This is a genomic window from Shewanella sp. NFH-SH190041, from assembly GCF_024363255.1.
GTDB lineage: Bacteria > Pseudomonadota > Gammaproteobacteria > Enterobacterales > Shewanellaceae > Shewanella.
The window spans coordinates 1,399,700-1,416,018 of the sequence record NZ_AP026070.1; the positions used below are offsets into that span (position 1 = coordinate 1,399,700).

Consider the following 16,319-nt stretch of genomic DNA (forward strand, 5'->3'; position numbering starts at 1 on the left):
ACAGCATTGCTGTCGGTAGGGTTTTCTTTGTGCCGGATTATTCCGCGCTTATCAATCAGGAGATGTCATGAAAAAGCAACAGCCAGATCTGGACCGCAGATCTTTGCTTAAAGCTTTGGCCATGGGCAGTGCCGCCGGTGTTGCCATTGCAGCAGCGACAACAGGTACCGCACAGGCGGCTGAATCAAAAGCCACGGCCGAGTCCCAAGACGGCTATCACGAAACAGCGCATATCCGCGCTTATTACAATACTCTGCGTGACTAATTCAGGAATACAGCGATGAAGTTAACTCGCACATCTGAGATCGCTAAATCAAGCGATAAACCGGCGCTGGGGATCAGCCGCCGTCAATTTATGAAGCATGCTGGTCTGGCAACAGGCGGTATTGCAGCTGCATCCTTAATGGGCAGTGGCATGATGCGTCGCGCCGAAGCCGCTGAAGTACCATACGATGCCCCTGTCGAAGTTAAGCGCACCATCTGTAGTGCCTGTGCGGTAGGTTGTGGTCTGTATGCTGAAGTACAAAACGGCGTTTGGACTGGCCAAGAGCCAGCATTTGATCACCCATTCAATGCCGGTGGTCACTGTGCCAAAGGTGCAGCGTTGCGTGAACACGGCCACGGTGAAAAGCGGGTGAAATACCCAATGAAGCTGGTGAATGGCCAGTGGAAACGCTTGAGCTGGGATCAGGCCATCAATGAAGTGGGCGATAAGATGCTGGCAGTTCGTCAAGCGTCTGGTCCAGACTCTGTTTACTTTATGGGTAGTGCTAAGTTTTCTAACGAAGGCTGTTATGGCTACCGTAAATTCGCGGCAATGTGGGGCACCAACAACGTCGACCACTCTGCTCGTATTTGTCACTCTACCACTGTAGCCGGTGTGGCCAACACCTGGGGCTATGGTGCGCAAACCAACTCTTTTAACGATATTCAAAACGCTAACGCCATTTTCTTTATCGGTTCTAACCCGGCGGAAGCACACCCGGTTGCCATGCACCACATTATGCTGGCCAAAGAGCGCAACCAGGCCAAGATTATCGTGGTAGACCCACGCCGTACTCGCACAGTGGCCCATGCTGATCTGCACTGTACTATTCGTCCAGGTACTGATATTCCGTTTATTTACGGCATGCTGTGGCACATCTTTGAAAACGGCTGGGAAGATAAGACCTTTATCCAGCAGCGCGTATTCGCGATGGATGAAATCCGTGCCGAAGTGAAAAAGTATCCGCCAAAAGAAGTGGCGAATATCACAGGTTGCTCTGAAGAGTACATCTATCAGGCTGCCAAAATGATGGCAGAAAACCGCCCTGGCACTGTGGTGTGGTGTATGGGTGGTACCCAGCACCATATCGGTAACTCTAACACCCGTGCTTACTGTATCCTGCAGCTGGCACTGGGCAATATGGGTGTTTCCGGTGGTGGTACCAATATTTTCCGTGGGCACGATAACGTACAGGGTGCGACCGATATTGGTCTGCTAAACGATACGCTGCCGGGTTACTACGGCCTGACCACTGGCTCTTGGAAGCACTGGAGCAACGTGTGGCAGCTGGATTATGACTGGGTGAAGAGCCGTTTTGACCAAGGCACTTATCTGGGCCGTACGCCAATGACCACCCCGGGTATTCCTTGCTCGCGCTGGCATGATGGTGTGCTGATGGAGAAATCTGAGCTGGCACAGCGTGATAATGTGCGCATGGCGTTCTTCTGGGGTCAGTCAGTGAATACTGAAACCCGTCAGGATCACGTTCGTACTGCGTTGGATAAGATGGACACCATCGTGGTGGTTGACCCATTCCCAACCCTGGCATCTGTACTGTCTCATCGCAAAGATGGCGTGTATCTGCTGCCAGCCTGTACCCAGTTTGAATCCCGTGGTTCCCTGTCTAACTCTGGTCGCTCTATTCAGTGGCGTGAGCAGGTAATCGAGCCGCTGTTTGAGTCTAAAAATGACCTTGAGATCATGTATCTGCTGGCCAAGAAAGCCGGTTTTGCCGAGCAATGGGCGAAACGTTGGCAGGTGACTGACAATATGCCGCTGATCGAAGATGTGACCCGTGAGCTGAACCGTGGTATGTGGACCATCGGTATGACAGGTCAGAGCCCTGAGCGTCTCAAAGCCCACAATAAAAACTGGGGCACATTCAGCTTTAAGACGCTGGAAGCCGCCGGTGGCCCATGTAAGGGTGAAACCTATGGTTTGCCATGGCCATGTTGGGGTACACCGGAAGCGAAGCATCCAGGGACCCAAATTCTGTACCGTACTGACCGTGAAGTGAAAAACGGCGGCGGTAACTTCCGCGCCCGTTATGGTGTGGAATATCAGGGACACAATCTGCTGGCTGAAGGCTCTTACTCTAAGGGCTGTGAGCTGGAAGATGGTTACCCAGAATTCTCCGATAAACTGCTCAAGCAATTGGGCTGGTGGAATGAGCTGACTGCGGCTGAACAAGCTGCTGCAGAGGGCAAAAACTGGAAGACAGATTTGTCTGGTGGCATTGTGCGTGTGGCCATCAAGCACGGCTGTATTCCATTTGGTAATGCCAAGGCCCGTTGTATTGTTTGGACCTTCCCTGACAAGCTGCCAATTCACCGCGAGCCGCTATATACCCCTCGCCGTGATCTGGTTGCCAAGTACCCAACCTTTGATGATATGCGGGTGAACCGCCTGCCAACCCTGTTTAAGTCAATTCAGGAACAGGATTTGTCTGGCAAGTATCCGTTGGTGATCAGCTCCGGCCGTCTGGTGGAGTACGAAGGTGGTGGTGAAGAAGCCCGTTCCAACCCATGGCTGGCTGAACTGCAACAGGAAATGTTTGTGGAAATTAACCCGGCAGATGCCGCTGATCGCGGTCTGCAGGATGGTGAAATGGTCTGGCTGGAAGGCGCCGAAGGCGGCCGCGTGAAAGTGATGGCCATGGTAACCACCCGGGTACCGAAAGGGGTGACCTGGATGCCATTCCACTTTGCCGGTGTGATGCACGGTGAAAGTTTGGCCTCTAAGTATCCTGAAGGTACTGTGCCGTTCGTTCTGGGTGAGTCCTGTAACACAGCGCTGACCTATGGTTATGACCCAGTGACTCAGATGCAGGAAACCAAAACCTCTCTGTGTCAAATCAGCAAAGCCTAAGTGCAGTTATCAGGAGACATGCCAACATGGCAACTTTAAAATTTTTATGTGATACCAAACGCTGCATTGAATGTAACGGCTGTGTCACTGCCTGTAAAAACGAAAACGCCTCAGCCGTTCACTGGGGTATCCAGCGTCGCCGCGTGGTGACCATTAATGATGGTCAGCCCGGTGAAGCCTCAATCTCTGTGGCTTGTATGCACTGTGCGGATGCACCTTGCATGAAAGTATGTCCAGCAAATTGCTTCTACAAAACAGAAGATGGCTTGACTCTGCATAATAAGGATCTGTGTATTGGCTGTGGTTACTGCCTGTATGCCTGTCCTTTCGGTGCGCCACAGTTCCCGAAAACCGGTGCCTTCGGTACCCGCGGCAAGATGGATAAATGTACCTTCTGTGCCGGTGGTCCGGAAAAAGATCACTCTGAAGCTGAGCTGAAAAAGTACGGTGCTAACCGTCTAGCAGAAGGCAAGCTGCCAATGTGCGCTGAATTGTGTGCCACTAAGGCGCTGCTGGCAGGTGATGCTGAAGTGATCTCGACCATTTACCGTCAACGTGTGGCCTACCGTGGTGCGCCAAACGCCGGCTGGAAATAAGGTATCGAACTTAAGCACACAGTAGTGCTGAAAAGATTCTGGCTCAATAGCTACAGTGCTGTTGAGCCGGACAAGTCTGCTTTTTACTGTAAAGTGCGGCTGTCTTAACCGTATCTCGCTTGTGGCTGTTCTGATGGTGAGTTGTGGGTTGCTGACCATTGGGGGGATGCAGCGTCATGATCAGGACATTGCTCTTGGGTGGGATGTGTAAGGCACGATGAGGCAGATTTTCAGCGCTAGCCGTGTGCGGGCAAAACGCATTGATCACAGCCCGGTGGGCTGTGACAGAGGATATCCCATGAACAAATTGTTCAAACTGCTTGGTTTGACCATGGCGCTGTTTTTTGCCGCCATGAGTTTTGCCAATGCTGCTGAACCTGCGCCGACCGGTGAGCCAGGCAATGCCCAGTTATGGGCTGAGCTGCATGCCGGCGCGACAGGTTTTACTGTATCCCAGAGTGAATTTCATAAGCAGCCGATTAATGTTTATGATCTTCACGTTCTGGACTTCAGAGCACACTGGTTGGCCCCAGGGTTAGTATTGGCACTGTTTGGTATGATTACCCTGTTTATCGTCTTTATTAAGATAAACGGTATCTCCAAGGTGCATAACGGTTTTTCTGGCAAGATGGTTTACCGTTGGTCTAAGGCTGATCTGTTCAGTCACTGGCTGGGTGCGATTCCTTGCTTACTACTGATCCTGACCGGTCTGGTGATTTTGGCTGGGCGTTTCTTCGTCAAGCCTTATCTGGATCAAGGGGTATGGGGCTCACTGGTGTATGCCGCCAAGTTCACCCATAACACAGTTGCGCTGCCATTTTTCTTTGGTTGGGCGCTGATGACACTGCGCTGGGCGAAAAAACAGCTGCCAAAATCATATGATCTGAAATGGTTTATGATGGCTGGCGGTTACATTAATTTCGGGCCGTTCAAAGGTAAGCACCCAGACTCTGGCTTTGCTAATGCCGGTGAAAAACTCTGGTTCTGGACCTTTGCATTGTTTGGGCTGGTGATTGCTGTGACCGGCATGATTCTGCTGTTCCCGAACCTGCTGCACCCAAGCCGGACTGTGAGTCTGTATGCTCTGATCCTGCATGGCATCAGTGCCATTATTCTGTGTGCCTTTGCTGTGGTGCATATCTTTATGGCTACGGCTATGTCTGAAGGCGGTATGGAATGTATGTTGTCTGGCTACTGTGATGAAAACTGGGCCACGCAGCACCACAACCTGTGGTTTGATGAAATTAAAGCCAATGGTACGCTGAAATACCGAGAGTAATCAGTTTTTGTAACTTGAACGATTCATTATCTCGTTGTCAGTGTGTTGGCGAAAGCCAATGCCAGTTTGTTAACTAAGACTAGTGAATAGGCAGGATCTGCATGCAACATGCAGATCCTTTTTTATTGGCTGTGATACGTGGCGGTATAAGGCTGACTGACAAGATCACCAGCTTGAATGACGAGAAGAGGAGTTAGGTGACGAACACATTTAGTAAACTGATCCGGCTAGAAAGTTGGGTGTTTTTATCGGCTGGCTCAGCATATTTTTGTCGGGCTCTGATTTGCCACCTCCGATTGGTTTTTATCAGGTGGTATTATTAACGGCTTTATTAGCATTGGTACAGCGTCGATACTTGATGTTTTTATTGCCGCGATTAGTATAGGGCGGTTTTTTCTTACTAATACTGGACTGTTTTTAGCTGTTGGCTTATTGCTTGGTTTGATAACCGGAGTGTTAGGGCAATATGAGTCAGCTTGAATTCAGATAATAAGTGCACCACTCATGGTTAAACGGTAAGAAGAGATCAACTGCCTGTAGGTGGTACTCTATCGTCGCCAAACAAATAGAAGTCATTACCATGAGTTACAAGCAGTTGATCGAAGGGCAACGATACCAGATCGAAGCCTACCTACGCGAGGGCTTCAGCTATCGAGCAATCGGCAAACGCTTAAAAGTGAGCCACAGCACGGTGAGTAGAGAGGTTCGTCGTAACCGTATTCGTGACAATCATTATTTGCCTGAAGTTGCACAGGCCAAGACAGTTAAGCGCCGCTGCCAGGCTGCCAAAAATCGAGTGTCTGTAACGACCGTCACTTTCGTTGAGTTCGGACTGAAGCAAAAGTGGAGTCCAGAACAAATCGCGGGCGTAGGTCAACTTATCGGTTACCCTGTCAGTCATGCATGGATTTATGGCTTTGTTCAGCAGGACAAGCAGCGTGGCGGAAAGCTCTATAAAGCGCTGAGACGCGGTCATCGTAAATACCGCAAAGGCTGTCGTGCGAAACGGGTTATCATTCCAAATCGCATAGGTATTGAACACCGGCCGGCAGTTGTCGACGAAAAAGCACGATTAGGTGATTGGGAAGCCGATACGGTGTTGGGAAAACAAGGCACTGGCGCTATAGTCAGTTTGGTTGAACGCAAAAGCAAACTGTATCTAATCCGTAAAGTGCCCGCCAAAAGCGCAGCCGATGTGAGCCGAGCCATGATAGGCATGCTTTGGCGGTATCGCAGTCACGTTCACACTATCACAGCGGACAATGGCAGCGAGTTCTGTGACCATCAAAAGGTTGCACAAGCACTGAAGGTAGATATCTATTTCGCCAACCCATACTCATCATGGGAACGTGGGTTGAATGAGAATTTCAATGGTCTGTTGCGGCAGTATATCCGCAAGGGAACTGATTTACGCACGGTAACGGATAAGCAAATTGCTGACATCGAACGAGCACTTAACTCACGTCCGAGAAAGTGCCTTGGTTTCAAACAGCCTGCTGTAGTATTCGATGAATTACGAAAAGCAGCTTAATGAAGCGAGTGGTGCACTTCGGGGTTGAATGCGCGAGTATCACAATGGGTAATTTGGCTTGGGGTTATCGTATCCGTGAGTACAATTTATGGGATATTATTTGGCTTGGTTAATCAATGGTTGGTAAATCGAAATAGTAATCGTATAGATAAAGATATGTTTTAGTACGTATATGTATTATTACCACTGATGAAACACGCAATTTAGTATCTTATTTTATTGACCTTATTTTGATTATATGCATATAGGTTGTATTTTGTTCTAGCAATAAATATGTTGCTTAATAATTGTACGTATACTTGTCGTTTAGTTATCTTCAAAATGGATAAGAGTATATATAATATAATTTATGTTATAGTAACAAACTATATTATTGAAAGTTATTAATTTTCTTATTCAGGCTTATTGATGATTAAAAATACCAAGACCAGTTTGCTGATGGCTTTTCCAGCAATGCTAGCCAGTATATTAATGATTGTAATTGGAGTGTACGCTTATACTGCATTTAACAAGATGGATGCGACTACGAAGCAATTAGTGAATAATAGTGAGGTTGCAGATGTCTTCAGTCATACTCGTAAGGAATTTTTTCAGCTTAGGCTTGGTACGTTAAAACATAATGAAAAAGAAATTCAAAAACGTAAACGCGTTATCAGCAAAGCATTGTCTGAATTAAATAGTCTTGATATTAGTTTTCTTGATGATAAGCAAAGTATTATCTCCAGTTTGCTGCCGGATATTGATCGATATATTGCAATGTATCGGGAAGAAGAACGTTTAGCTCTGTCAACCAATACCATTGGAGAGGTAACTGCGGAGCGAAATTTATTCGGCAAAAAAATTAGTGGCAGAATTACGCAACTGGTATTGGCGGTAAATAATCACAGTCATCATTTAGGCAGTCAGACAACAGACTCTATTCACCAAGTAAAAATTAATATTATTACGCTTATTATCATAGCAACACTGCTGTCAGTGATGACTGCATTATGGATGAGTAAACGGTTACTGCATATTATTAATCGAGTAAAGTGTGTGATGGAAAAGCTTGCCCGGGGTGAGTTAACTGAGCAAACTAACATTGATGGCAGTAATGAACTTTATGCACTTGCGGCAGATATTGATAAAGTTATCGTATATATGCGGCGTATGATGTCAGATATCAGCAATGCAACCGCTCAGATGGCCTCACAAATTAGTCAGTTAAATAATCAGTCCAATGCCAATTCTAGAGCACTGGAAGCGCATACTGTTGAAACTGATCAAGTTGCTGCGGCAATGTCGCAGATGAATGCTGCGACTCACAATGTTGCCCGTGATGCGAATACCTCAGCGCAATATACTCAACGAGCTAATGAACAGGCCCAACGTTCAAGGGAATCCGTGGAGCAAGCAACGAATACCGTTGCCGCTTTGGTTCGAGAGGTGGATTCTGCAGCGGCAACGATTGCTCATATTAACCAAGATACCCAGCAGATCGCTTCTATTTTGGGGGTCATTGGTGATATTGCTGAACAGACTAATTTGTTGGCATTGAATGCGGCCATAGAAGCAGCAAGAGCTGGGGAACAGGGACGAGGGTTTGCTGTTGTGGCTGATGAGGTGCGGGCGCTGGCAGGCAGAACTCAGGCTTACACATCAGAAATTGATACTATGTTGTCACAACTGCGTCGAGGTGCTGATAGTGCTGTATCTGCCATGGAGAATACTCGACAGAGTTGTCAGGAGGCGGCTAAAACGACCTCAGTCGTCACAGAGACGCTGGCTGAACTGAATAACTCTGTATTTGATATAAATGGATTGAGTAATCAAATTGCGGCGGCTGTAGATGAGCAGAGTGCAGTATCTGAAGAGGTGAATTGTAATTTGTCTCGCATCCGGGAGATGGTTAATGAGTTTAGTGACAGTAGCCAGATCACATTAGCCAGTACTTGTTCATTGGCTGAGACCAGGGAGCAACTTTCTTCAATGGTTTCCCATTTTAAACTGTAAAAAATTTTTATTTATCTACCGACATTTTTGTCGGTAGATAAACGCTAACGCTATTCTTAATAAGATAATTTAATACTGGCATTATAAATAAATTCTATAGTGGTAAGGTTCATTATAAAGCGATAGTCGCGTTCTACGGTATTACAGTTTTTATTAATTTATATCTGAGTAAAAAAGTAACACGTATACTATTTATTATGAATATAGCGATTGATTTATGAATTCATTATATCTATAGAGTGAAAAACTATTAATATCTCTAATGTGTTTCAGTTCACAATTTAATCGTTGCACATAAAATATGCTTTTTTACACCAAGACATATTTTATCTACCCTCACTATGAAATTATCAGTTATTGCATCTTTGCTTTCTATTTTATATTTGCCTGCAGTATTTTCTTGCACAACTATTCTCGTTGGTGATAAAGCAACAGCGGATGGCAGTTATATTATTGCGCGTAATGCTGATCACAGTGCGTTGACTAATCAGCATTATTTCCATCATCCTCGAATTGATAATGCTTCCGGGAAATTTAAATCTAGCTTTAATGATTTCACTTATCCGGTCCCTAAAACCAGTTTGGCTTATGACAGTTTTGCTAAAGCAATGACTCATGATCATTCTTGGGGCTCTGCAGGCTTTAACGAAGCCGGCGTTGGGATGACTGCCACTGAAACTATTTTCAATAATCCAGCGGTATTGAAAATTGACCCCTATGTCGAGAATACCGGTATTAATGAAGATTCGATTATCAATGTGATTTTACCTAGAGCTAAAACAGCCAAAGAAGGTGTAGAAATTCTGGGTAAGATTATTGAAGATCGCGGTGCAGCTGAAGGGTTTGGTGTTGCTTTTGTTGATCCGGATGGGATTTGGTACTTAGAGACAGCCAGCGGACATCAGTGGATGGCCACTAAATTAAATAGTGAGGATTGTTTTGTCTCTGCAAACCAAGGGCGATTGCAGCAATATGATCCCAAAGACACGGCTCACTATTTGGCAAGTCCTGATCTTATCCGTTTTGCCGAGCAACATGGATTATATAATCCACAGCAGGATGGCGTATTTGATTTTCATAAAGTCTACTCTAAAGATGATAAAACAGATGTGAGATATAATTATCCACGAGTATTACGTCTACAGCATCAATACAATCCTCACTTAACCACAGTGTTGAGCGAACCAATGGCATTTCCGGTATTTACTAAACCGGAGAAGTTATTGACTGTGGATGATATTAAAGCAGGGTTAAGAGATCATTATCAGGGCACTAAAGATGATCCTTATGCAGAAAAAGATCCTTATGCACCTAAACGGCCTATTTCTGTATTCCGTACCTATGAATCGAATATTTTACAGGTAAGACCGGAATTACCTCAGGCGATTGGTGAGGTGACTTATATTGGTTGGGGAATGACAGCGCTGACACCTTATATTCCATTTTATGAAGGTGCGAAAATTCCACATATCTTCCGTGAGGGGGGCAATAGTGCGGATGAACACTCAGCCTTCTGGCAATTACGTACTGTGCAGACGTTGGCCATGGTAGATTACAAGCAATTTGCGCCAATTGTGCAGTCTGCTTATCAAAAAATGGAGCAAGAGCAGGCGCAGTTGATGCATAAAACTGAGCAGGAATATTTAGCACTTTATAAGAAAGATCCAAAAGCTGCCCAGAAATTGCTGGATGATTTTGAAATCACTATTGCCAACCAGACCATGGCAACAGCGAAAAAGCTACAACTGGAATTAATTACCAAGCTGACAGCAGATATTGATCATAAATATCATTTTGCCGGTGCATAGTCGGTTAGTGTAAGCAGATAAAAGCCCCGATATGATGGGGCTTTTATCTGAACTCTACGGGCAGCGTTTGAGGATGCTGTCTACTGTGTTATCGGTTTATCCGGTAGTGCGACTACCTATCAAAGACCCGGCCTTGTATAAAGCACTCTCAAATCGCGGCAAAAACAAACTCGCAAGGTCAGTAGCCCCTCGGGCTCAGGCCAGTCTGAAATTGGCCATGGCTTGCTGTAATGAGCCCGCAATCTCGGTCAGTTCATGGCAAGCTTTGACGGTTTGTTGCGAGCCTTTTGCAACAGTTTGCGATGCTGTATGAATATTACTGATATTACGATTTAATTCTTCAGCAACACAATCTTGTTGATTACAGGCACTGGCAATCTGGATACCTGTATCAGTTACCTCAGTTATCCCTTGCTGAATACTTAAAATTAAACTTTGCGCTTGGTGAGCCTGTTCAACACATTGTTGAATACTGACACGACAATGATCGGTGGCATCTTTTGTGTCTTGGCTACTTTGCTGCAGTTTTTCAATGATTGAGGTGATTTCCCCGGTTGATTCATGGGTACGTCCAGCCAGTGTCCGCACTTCATCGGCCACCACGGCAAATCCCCTGCCTGACTCGCCGGCGCGGGCCGCTTCAATGGCTGCATTTAGCGCTAGTAGGTTAGTTTGCTCAGCAATGCCGCGGATTACATCGACAACAACATCAATTTGCTTTGATTGATGTGCGAGTTCATCCACTTTATTACCTGTTTGGCTGATGACTGATGCGACCTCACCAATCGCTGCGACCATGGATTCAATGTACTTGACACCCTGATAGGATTGGCTATTGACCTGTTCAGTCTGCTCTGCTGAAGTATCTGTGTTACGGGCAACATCACTGACGGCATTTTTCATTTCGGCCATTGCAGTAGCAATGTGTTGTAATTGAGCCTGTTGTTGTTGCATATCATTAGCAGAATGTCCGGAAATATTCGCAACAGAAGAAACGGAATGGTTCAATTGCGATACTGCGCCATTAATATTATTCACCAATTTACGCAGGTTATTGCGCATAGTATCTGTGGCATCAGCGAGTTGACCTAACTCATCATCACCAATTAAATGACGGTTCAGTTGTTCTGTTAGATCGCCCTGGGAAATTGAATTGGCTTGGGATACGACTTGACGCAGTGGTTGGCAGATTAAGCGGGTCAGTACAAGGGTAATAATTACCATTAATACGAGTACTATGCCATTAAGTGAAACCGAGTAATCATCCACTTTGGTTAGTGTAGATAAGATAGTGTCACGGTTGTTATCCAGCTTAGTATTAAGTTGGTTTACTAGGACTGTAACTGTGTGTTCAATATCGTGGAAACGTTTGCGAGAGTTACTGAGATAAAGGTAGGCATCATCTGTTTGCCCCTGATGAATAGAGGAAACCACGTTTTGGCTGACAGATTTATATTTTTCCCATAAGTCAGCAAGATGGTTGTAATCGTCAAGCTCTTGCTGCCCGGTGATAATTTGACTGTAGGCCTGGAGTTTTTGACTTATATCACTGATGTAACGATCAATTTTTGTGATGCGATAATTAATATTGGCATTATTTTTTTCCACGAGTAAAACATATTGTGCCCGTCGCAGCAGGGCAATTTCGTCACGGATTGCATCGACTTGTTTTACTGCAGGCAAGGTTTGATCAGTGAAATTGATTAATTCTCCGTGGATAAAACCAAGAGATGCGTATACAAAACATCCAAAAAAAATATTGATTACAGCAATGATGCCAAATGCTGCAGCAATTTTTGTCCGGATAGACAGGTTTTTAAAAAACATGGGGAACCTAAATATAATGACAAACAGCGAGGGTATAAGGTGCGCTGCAAACCCGGCAATTATATGGAGATTATTTGGCAGGTAAATAAGATGTAGTGTTAAAATGCAACATATATATCTTTAGGGTTATATCAATCTAATTAAAAATTTATTTTTGTTTTGTTTTGATGAATTTAGCTTGGCAAATTTAAATAATAAATGACCAGATGTAATGTTGATATTGCATTTAATTGGCGTATTTCTGTTTGAAATGTGATTGATAGTATTGGCTTTAGCACTGTTGAGGGATAAATAATATACGATCAATCAAGTAATATGGGCTTTATTTGTTCGCGTTTGTTGTTTTTATATACAGATTATTTTTATCTTTGATACTAAGAATGTTGATAATAACGCATAACTAAATTAGTGAATGATTAATAAATCAAAACTATAGCACTAAAACATATAATTATGCACTTATTATGACTGGTGGCTATCGGTATTGAATATATGAAATACAACATCTGACAAATGACATATCTATTAAATTAATGCATATGCTTATATGGTGAATTGCAGGCTGGTTTTTATTTGATGTACAAAATCGCCCTTCATACTGTTTAGTCAGTTTGATTTTTCGCTGTCTAACTTCTTTTGGTCCAACCTCCCTTGACCTTGTGTCCTTGCGCATAGCTTTACTTCGGTATCGATAGTCTTAGCGAATTTTGAATAACTTGCAGCAATCTCACTTTGGTAATGTTCTAGACAAAAGGACCTATGTAACAAGTAAAACAGGTGTGTTTGTATCAATAAGCTGTTGTATTAGGCGGGGAAAAGAATTGACTAAGTGGACTTTATGGGTCGTGCCAATGTGTTTTTTAAAGATACTTCACACTTGATTTGTTATTAATTTATTGTTTTTTAAAGGTATTTAGTTAAATATTAACTAATGTCAATTTTTTATTCATCCATGATTTACACTTGTATCTTTTTTGGCTAATATCGCCGCCTTTATTTTTGAGTCAGAGTGTAATTAATGCGATTTTTATTTCTGGTATCAGCTCTTTTATTAGCAGGCTGTGGTGGCGGTGAAGGTGGAGCAGCCACTACTGGCAGCGTTGATTCACACTCTGACGCCGCAACTGGTACAAACAGACAGTTGCCAAAGCCCAATATTGTTACGCCCAAACCTGATGTGACTGAGCCTGATGGGCGTTATCCTCCGGTGGTTCCTGTCCCAGATGTTGGCATGCCTGCTGTGCCGACAAATCCTGAACAGCCACAGCCACAGCCACAGCCACAGCCACAGCCACAGCCACAGCCACAGCCTGAGCCACAGCCACAGCCTGAGCCACAGCCACAGCCTGAGCTACGGCCAGAACCACAGCCTGAGCCACAACCAGAACCTGAGCCAGAACCACAGCCTGAGCCACAACCAGAACCTGACCCTGAGCCAGAACCAGCACCTGTTCTGCCACCAGAAACCTTTGCAGCTCAGACCCCTGAAGATCTGCAATTGCTGAGCCATCCCGCGAGCAGTGTGATGCTGACCGGGAGCCTCTTTAACCACACCCGTGACGATCTTAGCCGTAGGATCCGTGGTGAGTTGGTATTAACGGATGATTATGGCCCTGGAGATTCATTAAGTTTTCGGGCGGTGTTTGATAACGACCGAGATAACTTTAATTCTCGGGTACAGTATCACTGTCAGTGGTTGCGTGAGGCGGCAAATCCAGCAGATAACCAAGTGTTATCAAATCGCTGTAATTATACCTTGCAAGGTGATGAGCATTTACAGCCATTGCTGATTAATGTTCGCTATGCCTATCAAGACAAAGGTATTGCAATACAGCAATATCGCTACAGTAAGCGGATGTTGATTGATCATAAGCATAATGAACAGGGCCGTTTAAATTTATATGCTGATCATTCTGTTACTGTCAGTCTGAATCGGGATGAAAATGGCCGGGCTTATGTTGCCCGGGAGCTGACCGCGGCGTTTTCCCATCAGATTGCCAAGATTGAAATGAATTTCCATGCTTTTGCTCAGTTAAGTCTGGATGGCAAGCTGTTTACTTGGGGACGTAAAGACTACATCGGGTCTGATGCATTTTTACAGCAGCTCAGTGACCATACATTTAGCGATGTAGTACCCAGTTTATCGGCTTTTGCCGCCTTGGATGATCAGGGACGGGTATTTGTATTGGGAGCGCTGGGAAACTTTATCGATGTGCAATTGCAGGGCGATGAAGAATATGACCAGATCGCTGGTAATCGCCATGGGATTGCACTGAAAACTGTATCGGGCAAAGTGTGTTTGGTGACGGATACCATGACATTGGCGGACTTCTCCGGTACTTGTAAGGCGCTGAAAATTGGTGATGGCAAAATCAGTAAATTTATTGGACTGGATCAGGATCATCAGAGTTTTGTGGTACTGACAGATAAGGGTGAATTATTGGAATGGGGACGAACTAGCCATGAATATTTTGTGTATCGGGATACTTTGTCACCACAAGTGAAAGCAAAGACCCGCTTTAACTGGGATATGTACCATGGCGTATTACGTGACAGTAAGGATGATTCCCCCATTGAAACCTTTAAAGATGTTATAGCCACAGAGGGTGCTTATGCGCTGCTGACTAATGACGATACAGTGATTACCTGGGGCAGTCCGGCTTATGGTGGTGATAAAACGTATAGCTATGCCGGTTTTAATGACACTCATAATCGAGTAGATAAAAACTATAAGTTAAATATTCCCCTCGAACATGTGAAAAAAATGGTGGCGGATGATGGTGCCTTTGCTGCCTTAACGGAAGGGGGAGATGTGATCACCTGGGGCAGTGTGTTCAGTGGTGGAAATACCTATTCCAATGAGCTGGCAAGTGTACGCCATGAATTAAGCGATATCTTAGATATTCAAGCCGGCGGTGATGTATTTTCTGTGATTAAAAACAATGGTAAGACATTTTCTTGGAAAGGTATTTGGCATTTGGGTATGGATACCCCAAATGGTTCAGCGCCTTCTACGCGATACTATGCTTATGACTCAGCAGATAATGCGCAAAATCATGGCTGGGTAATGGGTAATAATGTTAAATATCCTCGAAATCTTTCAGCATTCATCTCTAATGGCACAGCATTTATGGCGGCATCCAGTCATGATGATAATACCGACGTTAGCAGTTGGGGTTATCAAGTTGCAGGTGGAGGGGTAACAAGCAAGTCTAGCAATATCATGGGTAATGTTACGCAAGTATTTAAAGATACCCATGGTTTTACCATGGTGACAGACCGTGGCGATGTGTATTTGCTAGATGGCAATGAACGTGGTGCATTAGTTGAACTCACCCTAGATAAGATTGCTTCAGCAGTGGTTAAAACCCGATTACAGTAACAGCTTGCGTGTACAAGCTAACGACGACTCGCTCAGCGTTGATATCCGCTGGGCGTTTTATTATCGGCAGTTCACAGCGTGTGCCTGATGAATATCAATACCTGACGGTTTTGGCGTAGACATTAATCATCATCACGCTGGCGAGTATCAATACCGTCCCGATAATAGCGGCAAGATCCGGTAATTGGCGATAGAGTATTGCGCTGATCACGGTGACCAGAAGGATACCTATACCGGCCCATATTATGTAAGCAGCCCCTAATGACAGAAAATAAAAGGCAATGCAGTAGTCAATAATACTGACAGTACTTGGCATACTGTGACTAACAACATGTGACACTTTTAGGGGCAGTATTGCCATCACCTCGGTAGCAATGGCTATTGCCAGATACCAATATCCCATCTCTCCATCCTGTGCTGTTAAGTTCCTCATGGCGGATTGCGCTAATCAGACTGATTTGTCACATCTTTTTTGTCTTGTTGTCGCCGCTTTTATCAAAGCCTCTGCCTTGTATAAAGCATCCTCAAATCGCTGCAAAAACAAACTTGAAAGGTCAACAGACTCTAGTGAAAGGATAAAGGGACTTAAGAATGTAAGGTTGCTTAGTTAAATAAAGTGATGTTTATTTAATCAATTAATCAGTTTTAGTTAATGCTTAATTTGTCGACAAGAGAGTGAAAAATCAATAATTGAGTTTTTTGCATGAAAGGTGTTTTTTTAACCGCATTTTAGTTTGTCGGCTGACGTGTATACAATTTGTTCATTGGGTT

General features: G+C 44.6%; 11 protein-coding genes. 8 read left to right on the plus strand and 3 right to left on the minus strand.

Features of this window, described 5'->3' with window-relative positions:
* Nucleotides 1–67 precede the first annotated feature (67 nt).
* The 7 genes from NFHSH190041_RS06165 to NFHSH190041_RS06195 all read left to right on the plus strand — a co-directional run bounded on the left by NFHSH190041_RS06165 (nucleotide 68) and on the right by NFHSH190041_RS06195 (nucleotide 10,339).
* Nucleotides 68–265, plus strand: coding sequence for a formate dehydrogenase (locus NFHSH190041_RS06165; RefSeq protein WP_261924393.1), 198 nt, complete (start codon nucleotides 68–70; stop codon nucleotides 263–265).
* Nucleotides 266–280: 15 nt separating this feature from the next.
* Complete coding sequence (locus tag NFHSH190041_RS06170) at nucleotides 281–3,133, plus strand: formate dehydrogenase subunit alpha (protein WP_261924394.1); 2,853 nt, start codon at nucleotides 281–283, stop codon at nucleotides 3,131–3,133.
* A gap of 26 nt (nucleotides 3,134–3,159) precedes the next feature.
* Nucleotides 3,160–3,729, plus strand: coding sequence for a formate dehydrogenase FDH3 subunit beta (gene fdh3B, locus NFHSH190041_RS06175; RefSeq protein WP_261924395.1), 570 nt, complete (start codon nucleotides 3,160–3,162; stop codon nucleotides 3,727–3,729).
* Nucleotides 3,730–4,027: 298 nt separating this feature from the next.
* Nucleotides 4,028–5,008 carry a formate dehydrogenase subunit gamma gene (locus tag NFHSH190041_RS06180; RefSeq protein WP_261924396.1) on the plus strand — a complete coding sequence of 327 codons (981 nt, stop codon included), beginning with the start codon at nucleotides 4,028–4,030 and terminating at the stop codon, nucleotides 5,006–5,008.
* Between the two features lie 580 nt (nucleotides 5,009–5,588).
* Nucleotides 5,589–6,539 (plus strand): IS30 family transposase, encoded by a 951-nt coding sequence (locus tag NFHSH190041_RS06185; protein ID WP_261921717.1) that lies wholly within the window; start codon nucleotides 5,589–5,591, stop codon nucleotides 6,537–6,539.
* Between the two features lie 408 nt (nucleotides 6,540–6,947).
* Nucleotides 6,948–8,531: a methyl-accepting chemotaxis protein gene (locus tag NFHSH190041_RS06190; RefSeq protein WP_261924397.1), complete on the plus strand. Its 1,584-nt coding sequence runs from the start codon at nucleotides 6,948–6,950 to the stop codon at nucleotides 8,529–8,531.
* A gap of 341 nt (nucleotides 8,532–8,872) precedes the next feature.
* On the plus strand, nucleotides 8,873–10,339 hold the full coding sequence (locus tag NFHSH190041_RS06195; protein WP_261924398.1) for a C69 family dipeptidase: 1,467 nt from the start codon (nucleotides 8,873–8,875) through the stop codon (nucleotides 10,337–10,339).
* 195 nt (nucleotides 10,340–10,534) lie between these two features.
* Here NFHSH190041_RS06195 and NFHSH190041_RS06200 read toward each other — a convergent pair whose 3' ends face one another.
* Both NFHSH190041_RS06200 and NFHSH190041_RS06205 read right to left on the minus strand, forming a co-directional pair.
* A complete protein-coding gene (locus NFHSH190041_RS06200; protein ID WP_261924399.1) occupies nucleotides 10,535–12,166 on the minus strand; it encodes a methyl-accepting chemotaxis protein in 1,632 nt (543 codons plus the stop codon).
* A gap of 1,160 nt (nucleotides 12,167–13,326) precedes the next feature.
* A complete protein-coding gene (locus tag NFHSH190041_RS06205; RefSeq protein ID WP_261924400.1) occupies nucleotides 13,327–13,626 on the minus strand; it encodes a hypothetical protein in 300 nt (99 codons plus the stop codon).
* A gap of 38 nt (nucleotides 13,627–13,664) precedes the next feature.
* Here NFHSH190041_RS06205 and NFHSH190041_RS06210 point away from each other — a divergent pair, with 38 nt between their 5' ends.
* On the plus strand, nucleotides 13,665–15,548 hold the full coding sequence (locus tag NFHSH190041_RS06210) for a hypothetical protein (protein ID WP_261924401.1): 1,884 nt from the start codon (nucleotides 13,665–13,667) through the stop codon (nucleotides 15,546–15,548).
* Between the two features lie 94 nt (nucleotides 15,549–15,642).
* Here the strand turns inward: NFHSH190041_RS06210 and NFHSH190041_RS06215 are convergent, their stop codons facing one another.
* Nucleotides 15,643–15,951, minus strand: coding sequence for a DMT family transporter (locus NFHSH190041_RS06215; protein ID WP_261925062.1), 309 nt, complete (start codon nucleotides 15,949–15,951; stop codon nucleotides 15,643–15,645).
* Between the last annotated feature and the right edge of the window lie 368 nt (nucleotides 15,952–16,319).

Bases quoted from the DNA above. Each gene is read 5' to 3' on its own strand.
- NFHSH190041_RS06165 (WP_261924393.1), top strand. From the start codon at position 68: ATGAAAAAGCAACAGCCAGATCTGGACCGCAGATCTTTGCTTAAAGCT.
- NFHSH190041_RS06170 (WP_261924394.1), top strand. From the start codon at position 281: ATGAAGTTAACTCGCACATCTGAGATCGCTAAATCAAGCGATAAACCG.
- fdh3B (WP_261924395.1), top strand. From the start codon at position 3,160: ATGGCAACTTTAAAATTTTTATGTGATACCAAACGCTGCATTGAATGT.
- NFHSH190041_RS06180 (WP_261924396.1), top strand. From the start codon at position 4,028: ATGAACAAATTGTTCAAACTGCTTGGTTTGACCATGGCGCTGTTTTTT.
- NFHSH190041_RS06185 (WP_261921717.1), top strand. From the start codon at position 5,589: ATGAGTTACAAGCAGTTGATCGAAGGGCAACGATACCAGATCGAAGCC.
- NFHSH190041_RS06190 (WP_261924397.1), top strand. From the start codon at position 6,948: ATGATTAAAAATACCAAGACCAGTTTGCTGATGGCTTTTCCAGCAATG.
- NFHSH190041_RS06195 (WP_261924398.1), top strand. From the start codon at position 8,873: ATGAAATTATCAGTTATTGCATCTTTGCTTTCTATTTTATATTTGCCT.
- NFHSH190041_RS06200 (WP_261924399.1), bottom strand. From the start codon at position 12,166: ATGTTTTTTAAAAACCTGTCTATCCGGACAAAAATTGCTGCAGCATTT.
- NFHSH190041_RS06215 (WP_261925062.1), bottom strand. From the start codon at position 15,951: ATGGGATATTGGTATCTGGCAATAGCCATTGCTACCGAGGTGATGGCA.